15 protein-coding genes are annotated in these 13,990 nt (G+C 35.3%); 9 read left to right on the forward strand and 6 right to left on the reverse strand.

Going from position 1 to position 13,990, the window contains the following annotated elements:
* Nucleotides 1-46 precede the first annotated feature (46 nt).
* From EZY12_04175 to EZY12_04195, 5 genes are all read right to left on the reverse strand, one after another.
* Nucleotides 47-1,966: a PAS domain S-box protein gene (locus EZY12_04175; protein ID QSX68889.1), complete on the reverse strand. Its 1,920-nt coding sequence runs from the start codon at nt 1,964-1,966 to the stop codon at nt 47-49.
* A gap of 433 nt (nt 1,967-2,399) precedes the next feature.
* The gene (locus EZY12_04180) at nt 2,400-2,990 is read right to left on the reverse strand and encodes a chemotaxis protein CheB (GenBank protein ID QSX68890.1); all 591 of its coding nucleotides are present in this window, start codon (nt 2,988-2,990) and stop codon (nt 2,400-2,402) included.
* Between the two features lie 126 nt (nt 2,991-3,116).
* Nucleotides 3,117-3,986, reverse strand: a complete 870-nt coding sequence (locus EZY12_04185) for a polyphosphate kinase 2 family protein (protein QSX68891.1) — start codon at nt 3,984-3,986, stop codon at nt 3,117-3,119.
* Nucleotides 3,987-4,227: 241 nt separating this feature from the next.
* A complete protein-coding gene (locus EZY12_04190; GenBank protein ID QSX68892.1) occupies nt 4,228-4,785 on the reverse strand; it encodes a peroxiredoxin in 558 nt (185 codons plus the stop codon).
* A 55-nt stretch (nt 4,786-4,840) separates the two neighbouring features.
* Complete coding sequence (locus EZY12_04195) at nt 4,841-5,089, reverse strand: DUF3148 domain-containing protein (GenBank protein QSX68893.1); 249 nt, start codon at nt 5,087-5,089, stop codon at nt 4,841-4,843.
* 110 nt (nt 5,090-5,199) lie between these two features.
* Here EZY12_04195 and EZY12_04200 point away from each other — a divergent pair, with 110 nt between their 5' ends.
* The 8 genes from EZY12_04200 (at nt 5,200) to EZY12_04235 (ending at nt 11,255) form a co-directional block, all read left to right on the forward strand.
* Nucleotides 5,200-5,784: a hypothetical protein gene (locus tag EZY12_04200; protein ID QSX68894.1), complete on the forward strand. Its 585-nt coding sequence runs from the start codon at nt 5,200-5,202 to the stop codon at nt 5,782-5,784.
* A gap of 827 nt (nt 5,785-6,611) precedes the next feature.
* Nucleotides 6,612-7,439, forward strand: a complete 828-nt coding sequence (locus tag EZY12_04205; GenBank protein QSX68895.1) for a deoxyribodipyrimidine photo-lyase — start codon at nt 6,612-6,614, stop codon at nt 7,437-7,439.
* Nucleotides 7,440-7,962: 523 nt separating this feature from the next.
* The gene (locus EZY12_04210) at nt 7,963-8,229 is read left to right on the forward strand and encodes a hypothetical protein (GenBank protein ID QSX68896.1); all 267 of its coding nucleotides are present in this window, start codon (nt 7,963-7,965) and stop codon (nt 8,227-8,229) included.
* On the forward strand, nt 8,216-8,950 hold the full coding sequence (locus tag EZY12_04215) for a hypothetical protein (GenBank protein QSX68897.1): 735 nt from the start codon (nt 8,216-8,218) through the stop codon (nt 8,948-8,950). The genes EZY12_04210 and EZY12_04215 overlap by 14 nt, the downstream gene beginning before the upstream one ends.
* Nucleotides 8,951-8,959: 9 nt before the next feature.
* On the forward strand, nt 8,960-9,166 hold the full coding sequence (locus EZY12_04220) for a hypothetical protein (protein ID QSX68898.1): 207 nt from the start codon (nt 8,960-8,962) through the stop codon (nt 9,164-9,166).
* Nucleotides 9,167-9,306: 140 nt separating this feature from the next.
* The gene (locus EZY12_04225) at nt 9,307-9,504 is read left to right on the forward strand and encodes a type II toxin-antitoxin system PemK/MazF family toxin (GenBank protein QSX68899.1); all 198 of its coding nucleotides are present in this window, start codon (nt 9,307-9,309) and stop codon (nt 9,502-9,504) included.
* A gap of 76 nt (nt 9,505-9,580) precedes the next feature.
* A complete protein-coding gene (locus EZY12_04230) occupies nt 9,581-10,681 on the forward strand; it encodes a protein kinase (GenBank protein ID QSX68900.1) in 1,101 nt (366 codons plus the stop codon).
* A 193-nt stretch (nt 10,682-10,874) separates the two neighbouring features.
* Complete coding sequence (locus EZY12_04235; protein ID QSX68901.1) at nt 10,875-11,255, forward strand: hypothetical protein; 381 nt, start codon at nt 10,875-10,877, stop codon at nt 11,253-11,255.
* A 170-nt stretch (nt 11,256-11,425) separates the two neighbouring features.
* On the opposite strand, the gene EZY12_04240 is transcribed toward EZY12_04235, so the two are convergent.
* Nucleotides 11,426-12,709 carry a S41 family peptidase gene (locus EZY12_04240; GenBank protein QSX68902.1) on the reverse strand — a complete coding sequence of 428 codons (1,284 nt, stop codon included), beginning with the start codon at nt 12,707-12,709 and terminating at the stop codon, nt 11,426-11,428.
* A 339-nt stretch (nt 12,710-13,048) separates the two neighbouring features.
* Between EZY12_04240 and EZY12_04245 the strand changes: the two genes are divergently transcribed.
* A complete protein-coding gene (locus EZY12_04245) occupies nt 13,049-13,858 on the forward strand; it encodes a Uma2 family endonuclease (GenBank protein ID QSX68903.1) in 810 nt (269 codons plus the stop codon).
* The last annotated feature ends 132 nt before the right edge of the window (nt 13,859-13,990 follow it).

Consider the following 13,990-nt stretch of genomic DNA (forward strand, 5'->3'; position numbering starts at 1 on the left):
TTAGAATTTAGGATTTAGAACTTCCTACATTATTTTTAACTATGAATTACGAATTATTTTCAATCTGTCCTATTTTCCCTTGTCTTTCTTCAATGCCCGCAGGAGAAACCATACTAGTGATTTTTTCAACATCTGTCATCATCATGATAATGCCTTGTACTGTTTCATTCATTAGGGGAGTAAAGGCAATATAACATTGAATTTGTTTACCGCGACGACTAGTGGCAGGAACGAGTGTTTCCTGAAATTTCTTCTGACCAGATATGATATCACGAATGGGAGTTCGTAATTGTTCTATAGGTAAACCGATATCTAAACTAAACCAAGATTTATGAATTACTTCATCACTACGTAAACCCCACAAATTTTCAACTGTATCATTCCAAATTAAAATATTAAAATTACTATCCAGGACTACTATTCCCATTTGTAAAGAACCTAAAATAGAAGCAAGAAAAATATTAGTTTGGTCAAGTTCATTGGTGCGATCATTTAATTCATTATTTATTGTTTGTAACTCCTCATTGGCAGATTGAAGTTCTTCATTCATGGTCTCCATTTCTTGATTTGTTGATTGCAATTCTTCATTGGTTGTTTCTAATTCTTCATTAGTTGATTGCAATTCTTCATTGGTTGTTTCTAATTCTTCATTAGTTGATTGCAATTCTTCATTGGTTGTTTCTAATTCCTGTCGAGATCGTTGTAATGCTGTCTGGAGTTTTAGATAACGACTAACATCATTAAATGAAATTGTTACACCGATAATAGTTTGATCTAAATCTTGTAAAGGAATAATTTTCATATATAAATTTTGAATTTCTGAATTAGCTTGAAAACGTTCAACATTTGTGAGTGTAATCGGATGTCTTTCACTATATACCTGTTCAATGAGTGAGCGTAATTCTACAGGTCTATAAGATAATTCTAAATCCTGAAAAGGGCGGTTTAAATCTCTAATTGTCAGACCAAATAAATTCCGAGCTTGTTCATTAATCATGATTAATGTACCTTGATTATCAATGACAACTTGAGCGCTATTTGCCGTATCAAAAGCCAATTCCCTAATCCGTACCGCTAAGGAATACAAATTATTAACTAATTCTTTATCGTGTGAATTTGCCATAATTAGTTGACGATTGCGGATGTTTCCCAAAGATACTTTTGCAAATATCCGATTTTTTAAATCTATAGGTATAAATAAATTAGAGTGCATTACTAACATCTCTGCTTTTCCTAAAAACAGATAGCTATTATCATTAAGAGCAAAATGAAAGCGATTAATAATTTTTCCTTGTATTTCCGAATTAAAATACATTAATGTATTCCGACAAACCAATAAATCTAAACGAGAAATTGGTGCATCTTGAAGTAAATCATGACGACCAAAAATTACACAACGACGCAAATCTTGGCGAAAAACATAATTTTTATTTACTAAATCAAAATATTTATCGCGCAGTTCTAATGGGACTTCATGAATATTTCTGGCTGGATAAATAGCTTGACGAGCTTCGATGAGAGCTTCTTCATCTATATCTGTTGCGTAAATTTTTACCCGCTTACGAAACTCTTCTATTCCTAATATTTCTGCTATCACCATTGATAAAGTATAGGCTTCCTGCCCAGAAGCACAACCAGCACTCCAGATCCGAATCAGTTCATCTTCTTGTTTATTTTTGATGATGCTAGGTATAACTTCTGTGGCTAAATATTCCCAAGCTAAAGTATCTCTAAAAAAAGCAGTAACGTTAATTAAAATAGTATTAAATAAATCTTTAAACTCATCTGGATGAACTTCTAAATAATCTTGATAATTCGCAAAAGTATCTATATTTAAAGTCTCCATCTCTTTGATAACACGCCGCATTAAGGTTGAGCGTTTGTAACCTGTGAAATCAAACCCTCTGTTAGTTTTCAAATATTGCAAGAGACTTTCAAAATCAAGGTCTTTTTGTGGAGGATTCATAAGCTCAATACCGATTTTTCTATAAATATTGTTAGTTGTTAAGTAGATTGGCTGAAATAAATATCAAAATAATATTGTCGATTGGGGCAGGCTAGAAGCCCACCCTGTAAAGGCAAGACCAGGAAGAGAAAGAGGGATAGTAGGCAAGGAGGATTTTATCCACAAAATACTCAATTTATGGGTAGTTTTATGACCAATCATCCCTTTCTTGTCTGCCTTGTCACCTTGTCTGCCTTGTCTTGTCCTCATGTGGGCATCCTGCCTGCCCATATTATATTTAATTGTGCCTACCGACTTAAATGATTTTAGATCAAGTTTAAACCTGTATAGACTCGTTTAATCAATAGCATACTTGAGTATGTAACTAAAACCTTAATTTGGCAACACTATTTTTTATAGCTAGTATTTGATAATAACCTAAATTGCCGATAGATTAGGAATGAGCATGAGGCATTACCAAAGTCATCAGGGCTGAAGAAATTTCTGCCAAAGGTAAGACAAAATCTACATCTCCAGTCTTAATTGCTGCGGACGGCATTCCTGCAAATTCAGCACTTTTGTCATCTTGGACAATTACCGTACCACCCATTTTTTTAATTGCTTCTATCCCCATTGCTCCATCATTACCAGTTCCCGTTAGCACAACTGCGATCGCTCTTTCTTTATAACTTGCAGCTACAGATTCAAACAATAAATCTGCCGAAGGACGGAGAAAATGTACCATTTCCGACTGAGATAAAGAAGCTTTCCCCTCACTACTAACCAAAAGGTGATTATTAGGGGGAGCAATATAAACAGTCCCTGGAGTTAATTCATCTCCTTCATTTGCTTGTACTACTGTCAATGGAGTGCGACGACTGAGAATTTCTGCCATTAGCGATGGATGACGAGGATCTAAATGTTGAACAATAACAATAGCTGATTTGAAATTTGCGGGTAAATTTGCCAGCACCTCAATTAGTGCCGTTAACCCCCCGGCAGAAGCTGCTAAAGCGACAATATCAAAGTCAGGAAGATTTGCCATATTTGTCCTTGAAGATCATAGTTTCTCCAATCCTAGGTATATCAAAATTTCTAATTCATGCCATGCACCTATGGATATAGAGAAGGATTTAGTAGGGGCGCAGGGCCTGCGCCCATTCAACTCTTGCTAATTTTCTGCTTCCAGATTTTTTTTCGCTGCCGATAATTGCTGTTTATATTCCTCACTAAGTTGCGGATATTGCAAATTTAATTCCTGTAATTTTGTGCAAATAATATCTGCGACTACCAACCTTGTAAACCATTTACGATCAGCAGGAATAATATACCAAGGAGCAGATTCTGTACTTGTATGGTTGAAAACTTGCTCATAAGCATTCATGTAATCATCCCAAAAAGCTCGTTCTTTCACATCACTAGCCGAAAATTTCCAATGTTTTTCCGGTGAATCAATCCTTGCTAAAAAACGCTTTCTTTGCATTGCTTTTGAGACATTCAGGAAAAACTTTAAAACAATAACTCCATTATTTACCAAGTAGTTTTCAAAATTGTTAATTTCCTCAAATCGCTGTTTCCATATCTGATCACCTTTAGGAAAATTAGGTAATTGTTGTTTTTTGAGAATTTCTGGATGTACCCGCACTATCAGTAATTCTTCATAATATGAACGGTTAAAGATGCCAATTCTTCCCCTTTCTGGTAAAGACTTCATCGAACGCCATAAATAATCATGATCTAATTCTTCTTCACTAGGTGATTTAAAACTAAATACCTGACATCCTTGGGGATTCACGCCAGACATAACGTGTTTAATGGTACTATCCTTACCAGCAGCATCCATAGCTTGAAAAATAATTAGTAAAGAATAACTATTTTGAGCATAGAGAACATCTTGATATTTGGCTAATTGTAAAATACCTGCATTTAATTTTTTAACCGCATCACCTTTTTGGTGAAACTCACATTTATAACCTGGGTTATAGTCTTTTACTAAAGAAATCTGAGAACCTGGTTTAACAATATAAGGATCATGATTCATTTTAAAAAACTAGCACTCCTATGGAATTTTTTAACTTAATAACTTAATATAGCAATCCTAACTAATTTGTGAAAAATAGTAAGTAGTGTAGGGTGAGCATTGCCTACAAAAACCAGCTTACGGTGGGCAATGCCCACCCTACGTATAGTTTAAAAATCAAATAGGAATACTATAGTTAGGTAAATAAATATTTGTAGAGACGTTCCATGGAACGTCTCTACTCTATTGTATTCTGATATTTCTAAGAAACAGAAGATTGCAATTTCGTTAACTTGGCTAAAACCTCTGTACTGTGAATACTGGGATTAACTTTTACAAAAGTTTCTCGGATAATACCTTGAGGATCAATAATAAAACTATGGCGCATAGAGACAACACCTATCCAAGAGCCATAAGCTTTACTAACTTCACCTTTAGTATCAGCTAACAAAGGAAATTTTAGCCCTTCTGAGTCACAAAATTCGGCATGAGAATCAATATCATCAGCACTGATACCAATAATTTCCGTATTTTTATCAGTGTATTTGGGTAAATCTTGTTGAAAACGTCTGGCTTCAATAGTACAGCCAGAGGTAAAGTCTTTCGGGTAGAAATAGAGAACTACCCACTTACCCCGAAAATCAGCCAGAGAAACTTTACCATTACCTGTATTCGTCGGTAAGGTAAACTCAGGTGCTGGTTGATTAATTGTCGGTAATTTACCACCTATAGCTTGAGCATGGGGGGTAAAATTAAACCAACTGATAACAGCTAAACAAGTAGCAAATAAAATGCTAATAAAAGAGCGACGGGAAATCATTTTTTTTTCTTAACTAGAAACATAACTTAATATAAGTTAACATTCTTCCTGTCCGCTATTTTGAATCTGACTCAGGTTCAGGTAGTTTTTCCATGCTTTCAATGTATTGGCTATCTATAAGAAAAGCACCTCTAGTAAAACGTACACCCCAATAACCACCGGGGCGACGGTCAAGAACTATACCTTCTTCACCAATATGAATTACATCAGCAGGACGTAACATAGGCATTGGTTCAGCAGTTTTTACATAAGGTGGTAATGCTATCACACGGACTTTACTACCAATTGGGAATTCTGACGACATTTTGCAACAGTTTGTAATTTTGAATAAAGGCAAATAGCAAGTTTATTTTACTCCTAAAACCTGAATTATGCTTTAATTATAGTAGCTTTTTTATAATCAAATTAAGAACTATGAAAACTAGATTTTTAAATTCTTCTCTTGCGGTATTAATATTATGTAGTGGATATACAATTAATCAAACTGTATCAGCTAACCAACCTGTAAAAATAGCGAAATCTGTCTGGAAGTTATTTTATGCTCCCGACCGTAGTTTTCAGGTTTTAATGCCAGGTATTCCCAAAGAAGTTAAACAAATAGTAAAGGCAAAATCTGGAACCATCAAATTAAATATGTTTACAGTTGAACGTCAAAAAGAGGAAGTTAAATATGTGGTGGGTTATGTTGATTATTCATCTGAATATATTGAATTATTAAATCGCCGTAATCTTGTAGAAAAGGCTTTAGACAGTGGACAAAATAATGTGCTAAAAAAAGCTAAAGGAACTTTAATTAAGAAACAAAAAATTACTTTAGGTAGTTATTCTGGTAGAGAAGTTAGCTATGGCACACCTGGGGGGAAAATTGTTAACCAACGAATATACTTGATTGATAAAAGATTATATCAAGTGAGTGTAGAAACTACTAAAAAAAGACAGAAGTTTTTAACTAAGAGTATAGAAGGATTTTTAAATTCATTTAATGTATTCTCGAAATAATAATTCAAAAGTTAAAAATAGCTTACAGCGGTTTGCGCTCTTATGAGGTACATCTTAGCCCCCTCCCCGCTTGCGGGGAGGGGGTTGGGGGCTCACAAGGGTAGGTTTTTTACATTGTCGTGAGGGCAAGACTTGGAAGACAAGGCAGACAAGGTGGCAAGGGAGGAAAAGCGGACAAAATAAACCATAAACTGAGTATTTTGTGGATAAAATCCACCTTGTCTACTATCCTTCCTTGTCCTCCTGGTCTTGCCTTTACAGAAAATATTAAAAACCTACACCTGTCAGGGGTTGGGGGTGGGGTTCATGTACCTCATAACATCGGGAAGTGCTGTATCTGTGGGCTTCCACACCCGTCAGGGAATAAATCCCCTGTCTAATAGCTCAAGTCTACTGAAGTAGACTGAGGAATTTTTCAATTATTTAGTCATCAAAAGACAACTTTGGCTATTAGCAAGGAACTTGAGTTTCTTGCGGGATGTAGGTTTTATGTGAAGTTGACACTACTTCCTTAAATATTGATGCTGTTGGGAATACGAGAAGGTAAAAGATAGGGATATTCAACACCACTATCTGTAAACCGCTGTTGGTTACGTCCTTTGATTGTAGTCGGATTTCAATTCAATAACTATCCTGAAATGCTAACTGCTGAATTATTTCAGCCATAAATTTACATCTAATCTCAATTCTATCTAAAGCTGCACAGAATTCTCAAATCCATTAATTGATATATCTTTATCTGCGTTTATCTGCGTACATCCGCGTTTAATTATTCTTGATATTCTATTCTGTGCAGCTTCATATTAATTTGATATAATATCAATTTTATGTTAAATGACTTTAAAAATCGGACTGAATTAGTCAGATATCTACAGGAACAATTTCCCCAAGCCGCAGCCGCAGATGATGATATTAGCGATATGACCGGGGGACGAAAAGCAGCCCAGCAAGCACTAGAGAAAATTGATCCTATAGCTTATGCAAAAACTCGCAACTTTATCACAGGTGACATTACCAAATTATCACCTTATCTTCGTCATGGTGTCTTGAGTTTGCACGAAGTTCGAGAATATATCCTGGGACGGATTGAAAATCCCCATGATGCTAATAAACTAATTAATGAATTAGGTTGGCGCGACTATTGGCAAAGATTATATGTCAAACTAGGAAATGGGATTTGGCAAAATCAGGAAGAATATAAAACCGGTTACAAACCCACAGACTACGCAGCCCAACTACCCGAAGATATTACAACCGGAACTACAGGATTAGTTTGCATTGACAGCTTTAGTCAGGAATTGCGAACCACAGGCTACCTCCACAACCATATCAGAATGTGGTTAGCAGCCTATATTATTCATTGGCGACGCATTCAATGGCAAGCCGGCGCAAAATGGTTTCTACAACATTTACTCGACGGTGATCCAGCAAGTAACAATATGTCATGGCAATGGGTAGCGAGTACCTTTAGTCATAAACCCTATTTTTTCAACCGCGAGAACTTAGAACGTTACACCAACGGCGTTTATTGTCGTCAATGTCCCCACTTCGGAAAATGCGACTTTGAAGGAAGTTATGAACAAATAGAACAGCGACTTTTTCCTCAAGCTGAATTTAGCAAACAGCCTAATAGTCAAAGTTGGCAAAAAGGATAAAAATGCAAATAAGCACTTTCCTCTGCTTTACCCTATTTGTTAATAAATGTAAAGAACAGATTCCATTTTCAAAATCAAATGATATATTAAATCCATAGGACACCAAACACATAAGAAACCAACTAGAAGGGCAAATGATCTAGTGTCCCCTGTCATCAGCCCCACAAGTACAGCATTATTAAGAATGAAGTGGCAAATAGCCTCCTCTAGATGAGATGGCGAAGCCAAATCCCAGAGCGGAAAGACGTAGAGATGCTGTATTTGCGTTTTAGGAAGTCAACCCTTAGTAACTTAAAATCACTTACTTAGTTTAATCATTTGAAACCTGCAAATTCACTAGAACCCGGTCAACCTTGATCGGGTTTTTAGGTGTTTATTCTTATTTTGATCGAAAAATGTTAAGATTAAGACTTAGACATTTAATTTTTATCCCGAACCCTTTACCATAGGTCAAAGGTAAATATCCGTATAGTAATTGTCTAAAATATATTCAAATCACATAACTTAATTTAGCATTTACTTAATGGATGAACAGGGGAAAGTTCAACTCACACCTGGTGGACTGAAAAAACTTGGCAATCTTGTTAATATTAAAGATAACTTCATTGCTGATGCTATTCGTGAACGTGGTGGAGGACAAGGACAGGTTAGTCAATTACGCAGTGATTATCAGAATATTAGGGTGGGAGAGTTAGCTAATTTAGCTGCTAAGGGGGATACAGACGCGGAAACTGCTATTAAAATTCTTAAACAAGCAAGGAAAAAGCGTGATAAATATGGTAATCAATGAATTTCCTATTGGACAAACTCTACTAGGAGTATCAACACAGGAAGATCAAGAATTTGATGGTGATGAACTTTGTCTTGATCAAGTTAAACTTTATTTTGAAGATACAGAACATAAGATTACATGGATAACTCTATCTCCTATTGTTGATACTGATGAAATTAACGTAAAAATAGAAAAAAATCCCAAAAAACCTACTAAAAAAAATCCCCATCCCCCTTTTCATGCTGATGGTAATATTGGTAATAATCAATTGTTGTCTTCACTTGTTTTGGGTACAAAATTAATGGCAGTCTGGATATGTGAGAATGATCAGGGCTATAAAGATCAGGTAATTTTGGCTTTTGAATCTTTACATCCTCGGATGGCATTTGTAGCGGAAGGTTCTGTGATTAAAGCATTTCTTAATCAGCAAATATTGAAGGACAAAAAACGAAAAGAAACAGAAAGAGAAATCCACTTCCAAATCATAACAGAAGGATTTTTAGGCAAGATCAAACATGATCCTAAATTCATCAACTTTTTAACTCCTGCATTCATCGAATCTTGTACAGGTATTCCCGAAGATAAAATACCACCAGAACTAATTTCAAGGATTAAAGATAATCCTGAATTAATTAGGTCTTTAAGTCCTGAAACAATCAAATCTTTTACAGGTATACCCAAAGATGAAAATAGTTTTGAAGGTGCGAAAGTTGAACCAGTTATCCAAAATCAGAAATGATCTCAAATTATGACTAAAACTATTAGCAATGCAATTATCTCAGTTGAAAGCTACCAAACATTAGTAAATCAAGTCAAACAATTAGAAGAGAGAATTTTAAATCAAGAATCAAAAATTCTAAGAATAGAAGCTGTTACATCTAAAATGAATTTTTCAGATAATGGATTTCAGGAGTGGAACGACCCAGAAGAAGATATTTATAATGATGAAGCCTAAACCTTTATAAATCTGGTTAGTTCGTTTTCCTTTTAGTGATTTAACGGCTACAAAATTAAGACCAGCTTTTATTTTATCAGTGCATCAAGAAAGAAGAATTTATTATATTAGGTATTTTCTCCAAAATCCCCACTGATGATTTGAGTGAAAATTGGGTATTAATGTCAGATACACATACTGACTTTATAAAAACAGGACTGAAAAAAACATCATTGATTAGGGCTGATAAAATTGCTACTGTCCATAATTCAGTTTTTCACAAAAGGACGGGAATTTTACCATCTGATCTATTTAATCAGGTAGAAGTAGCATTAAAAAAATTTCTTAACATTACTTAAAAAATAAAATAAAAGTTAATAACCACCTTTTTGCAAAGCACACGGCACAATAAGGATAAGTATCATTGATTTATTTATGAGTTATTGCCTTAATCCCCATTGTTCTCACCCAGAAAACACTAATGATGTTAAGTTTTGTCAAACCTGTGGGACAAAATTATTCCTAAAAGAACGCTACCGCGCTATTAAACCTATTGGACAAGGTGGTTTTGGCAGAACCTTTCTGGCTGTAGATGAGGATAAACCCTCAAAACCTCCCTGTGTAATTAAGCAATTTTTCCCCCAAGCTCAAGGGACAAATAGGGTACAAAAGGCAATAGAGTTATTTAATCAAGAGGCTGTTCAGTTGGATGAATTGGGACAACATTCCCAAATTCCGGCACTTTTGGCTTATTGTAACCAAGATGACAGACAGTATTTAGTGCAGGAATTTATTGATGGACTGAATTTATCCCAAGAGTTAGAACAAAATGGTGCTTTCAATGAAACACAGATTCGGCAATTATTGAATGATTTATTACTAGTGCTGCAATTTTGTCATAGTAAACAAGTCATACACCGAGATATTAAACCAGAAAATATTATTCGTCGCCATAGCGATCGCAAATTAGTCATAGTTGATTTTGGGGCAGCCAAATCCGCCACAGGAACAGCCCTAAACCGCACGGGAACAAGTATAGGTAGTCCCGAATATGTCGCCCCCGAACAAATGCGAGGCAAGGCACTTTTTGCCAGTGATATCTATAGTTTAGGGGTAACTTGCATTAATCTCTTAACAGAGCGATCGCCTTTCGACTCCTACGATACCCATAATGCAGCTTGGATATGGGGACAATATCTGAAAACTCCTGTTAGTAAAGAATTGAGTCAAGTAATTGACAAAATGATAGAAAGTATCCCCAGTCATCGCTACCAAACTGTTAATGAAGTTCTGCAAGATTTAAATTTTCAACAATCATCTGTACCCCCCAAACAAATAACTCCACCCACTTCTCAACCTCCGACTGTAGTTAAAACTTCTAGTCAAATGGAAAAAGAATTGCAAGAAATGAAAACTCAATTTACAGGTAGTAAAGTTCAAGCGCAAAATCTTACTCCTCAATCACAATCTACTAGTAATGATGCCATAGATAAAGACTTAGAAGAAATGAAAGCTAAGTTTCTTGGTAATGGGTGAAGAGGGAATTAGTATTGGGTAATACAGAAAATGCAGGAAATAAAATTTCTACCTTAGTGGAGATAATCATCTATATGTTCTATAACTAAAGATTGATATCAGTTATCTAGCTTAAGATTCATGAAATTACATAAATTAAAATATAGTATATTAATAATAAATTGATTATAGATTTTTTTCGAGACATAAGATTATGCAGCTAACAAAATTTAAGACTTCCAAAACAGAAAAAAATTCTACTTTAGTTGGTTTTGATCAAAATTGGTTATCTGAATTAAGTTCTGAAGAAGCTTCTAGTATTACTGGAGGTTTTACAGTTGCAAACGATTCGGGAGGTACGAGGCGTTTTTATAATTTAGGGGCAAACGTACCAGCAGAATTACAGACTTTACAACCTACGCAAAAAGGTAATTATGATGGAGAATATGTTTTATATAACAAATCAAAGACCGGATTTGAACCAACATTAGTAAAAGTGGAGCCAACAAAAACAGCAAGTTTTCGTCAGGAAGGAGATGGCATAACTCTTGTTGTTGATAGTCTAAGTCTTTTTATTCTTAACTCTCCTGGCTGATGTTAAGTCTATTTCTGTACCTTGGAAGATAATCCAATTTTTAATATGTTCTGAGGGCAATTTTTTCCAATTAGGTAACATGACATCATCTACTTTTTACATTTGGGTCAAAAAATCAATTTTAAAAGCACTTAGATTAGTTTCTGAGTGCTTTTGTTTAGAAAATTGATTTAATTTTTCTTGATTGTATTAGTGTTTTGAGCAGCTTGTTTACCTAATAATTCCACAGCTTTAGCAAATTGAGGATCTTCAAGAGTCGCTAGTTTATCCCGTCCACCTAACCATAACTTTTGCCGTTGGGCATCAGTCAATTCTACCTTCACATCTGGATCAATACCATGTTTATTAATATCCTTACCACTGGGAGTATGATATTTAGCGATAGTTACAGCCAAACCAGAACCAGATTTCAAAGGCTGCACTGATTGGACTAAACCCTTACCAAAAGTTTGATTTCCTACCAAAGTAGCCCGTTTATTATCTTGCAATGCCCCAGAAAGAATTTCACTAGCACTAGCTGAACCTTTATCCACTAAGATCATCAACGGTTTATTAGTCAAAGCCGAGCCATTGGCTACTTGTTTATCTTGCGTACCTTGGCGGTCAATAGTAAAAACAATTGTGCCTTTATTCATCCACATTTGAGCAATTTCTATACTCGCGTATAGCAGCCCACCAGGATTACCACGCAGATCTAAAACATATCCAGAAACTTTTTTAGTTTCTAATTTCTGAATAGCATCTTTCATTTCCTTAGCAGCATTGGCACTGAATTGATTCAAACGAATATAACCAAGATTACCCGCTGGAGTTTTCTTTTCCGAAAAGCGCACAGGATGAATTTCAATTCGCGCCCGTTGAATATTGAATTGTTTTTTCTGACCATTCCGCAGAATTGTCAGCTTCACCTTGCTACCTGATTCTCCGCGAATTAGGGATACTGCATCATTAGTGTCCATACCTTTGGTGCTTTTGCCATCAATCTCAAGAATGATATCTTTAGCTAAAATACCTGCCTTAAATGCCGGTGTATCCTCAATGGGAGCAATAACAACTAGTTGCTTAGTTTTTTCATCTTGACTGATAGTGATACCAATACCTGTAAGTTCACCAGAGGTATCAACTTGCATATTTTTGAATTCCTCTGGGTCCATAAATCGGGTGTAAGGATCTTCCAGCTTTTTCAGCATTTCCCGAATGGACTTATAAGCGGCTTTGTCATCAGTATAGGACTTGCTTAAATATTCCTTGCGAACAGCTTGCCAATCTACTTGATTGAAAGTGCCATCTACATATCGGTAGTTAATAATCTGCCAAACTTCATCTACTAAATCCTTATGACTGTCTTTAAATGAAGCCTTACCAATTGAATGAATACCCAAAGCAGTAACAGCGATTGTAGAAAGCGTTACTACCGTAGCACTCAAAACCAGTTTACTTTTTGTAATTAACATAATGGCGGCTGTGTCAAAGGAAAAAAATATATCAAGTATGCCCAATCTAACATAGGGATTGGTAATTGGTAATTGATAATTGGAGATTAAACGTTATTTGCCTATATAAATGCATTAACAAACAATTATAAGCACTAAGAATAGGAAAAGACAGACTCACAATGCACAACCCAGTACCATTTTTGCAAATATGCTATTTTAACTACAGCAAATATTAAACCTAAATATTAACAAATTATGAATAATCAACAACCAGGAGAATTTGATGCTGTCCTTGGTGGTAATAATCCATCAAAGGTTATGATTAATATAGGAAATTAAAATTTAGGATAGTGAAAAATGTATCAAATAGATCCGCCACTTTCTCCTAAAGAAACATTACCCACAATGTATGATCTTCCTAGCGAAGACCCGGAGGAACCTGGTTTGCCAGATCAATTTCATGTATTTCAACCACAATTATTAACAGACACATTTTGTCCACCTAACCATCCTTGGCAAGAAATATTTACAGGAACAGACATCAATCTCTATTATGATTTACGTCATCCGTCATGGTACAAAAGACCAGATTGGTTTGCAGTTTTAGGAGTACCATACCTGTATGAAAATAGAGATTTAAGATTAAGTTATGTAGTGTGGCAAGAAGCAGTAAACCCTTATATTGTCGTTGAATTACTATCACCAGGAACAGAAAAAGAAGATTTAGGACAAGCCTTACGAGATGTAGAAAAACCCCCAGGAAAATGGCAAGTATATGAACAAATACTCAGAGTACCTTACTACGCAATATTTGACAGATATGAGTCAAAATTTAGAATGTTCAAGTTAAATGGCGGAATTTTTACAGAAGTAGAATTAGTAGATGATCGTTTTTGGATTCCTGGACTAGAATTAGGCTTGGGGGTATGGATAGGTAATTATCAAGGTGTAGAAATGCCTTGGTTACGTTGGTATGATCAAGAGGGCAATTGGATATTAACCAGTGTAGAAAAAGAACGCCAAAATACTGAATTAGAAAGGCAAAAGGCTGAATTGGAAAGGCAAAAGGCTGAACAGGAACGCCAAAAGGCTGAATTGGAAAAACGAAAAACAGAGAGATTAATAGCTCAATTAAGATCATTGGGTATAGAACCTGATCTAGAGTAATATTAACTTCAGAGGGAACAGGGAAAGGGCAACTTTCTAACAGGAAAAACTCATGTTTAAAAACATGAGATTGAAATAATGACACTGTTTTTTTTCGGGCTACGCATCTTAAAAAACATCTTTTTTTGACTG

The organism is Dolichospermum sp. DET69 (assembly GCA_017355425.1).
GTDB lineage: Bacteria > Cyanobacteriota > Cyanobacteriia > Cyanobacteriales > Nostocaceae > Dolichospermum.

Excerpts from the sequence above, each read along its gene's own strand:
- EZY12_04175 (QSX68889.1), bottom strand. The coding sequence starts at position 1,966 with ATGAATCCTCCACAAAAAGACCTTGATTTTGAAAGTCTCTTGCAATAT.
- EZY12_04180 (QSX68890.1), bottom strand. The coding sequence starts at position 2,990 with ATGGCAAATCTTCCTGACTTTGATATTGTCGCTTTAGCAGCTTCTGCC.
- EZY12_04185 (QSX68891.1), bottom strand. The coding sequence starts at position 3,986 with ATGAATCATGATCCTTATATTGTTAAACCAGGTTCTCAGATTTCTTTA.
- EZY12_04190 (QSX68892.1), bottom strand. The coding sequence starts at position 4,785 with ATGATTTCCCGTCGCTCTTTTATTAGCATTTTATTTGCTACTTGTTTA.
- EZY12_04195 (QSX68893.1), bottom strand. The coding sequence starts at position 5,089 with ATGTCGTCAGAATTCCCAATTGGTAGTAAAGTCCGTGTGATAGCATTA.
- EZY12_04200 (QSX68894.1), top strand. The coding sequence starts at position 5,200 with ATGAAAACTAGATTTTTAAATTCTTCTCTTGCGGTATTAATATTATGT.
- EZY12_04205 (QSX68895.1), top strand. The coding sequence starts at position 6,612 with ATGTTAAATGACTTTAAAAATCGGACTGAATTAGTCAGATATCTACAG.
- EZY12_04210 (QSX68896.1), top strand. The coding sequence starts at position 7,963 with ATGGATGAACAGGGGAAAGTTCAACTCACACCTGGTGGACTGAAAAAA.
- EZY12_04215 (QSX68897.1), top strand. The coding sequence starts at position 8,216 with ATGGTAATCAATGAATTTCCTATTGGACAAACTCTACTAGGAGTATCA.
- EZY12_04220 (QSX68898.1), top strand. The coding sequence starts at position 8,960 with ATGACTAAAACTATTAGCAATGCAATTATCTCAGTTGAAAGCTACCAA.
- EZY12_04230 (QSX68900.1), top strand. The coding sequence starts at position 9,581 with ATGAGTTATTGCCTTAATCCCCATTGTTCTCACCCAGAAAACACTAAT.
- EZY12_04235 (QSX68901.1), top strand. The coding sequence starts at position 10,875 with ATGCAGCTAACAAAATTTAAGACTTCCAAAACAGAAAAAAATTCTACT.
- EZY12_04240 (QSX68902.1), bottom strand. The coding sequence starts at position 12,709 with ATGTTAATTACAAAAAGTAAACTGGTTTTGAGTGCTACGGTAGTAACG.
- EZY12_04245 (QSX68903.1), top strand. The coding sequence starts at position 13,049 with ATGTATCAAATAGATCCGCCACTTTCTCCTAAAGAAACATTACCCACA.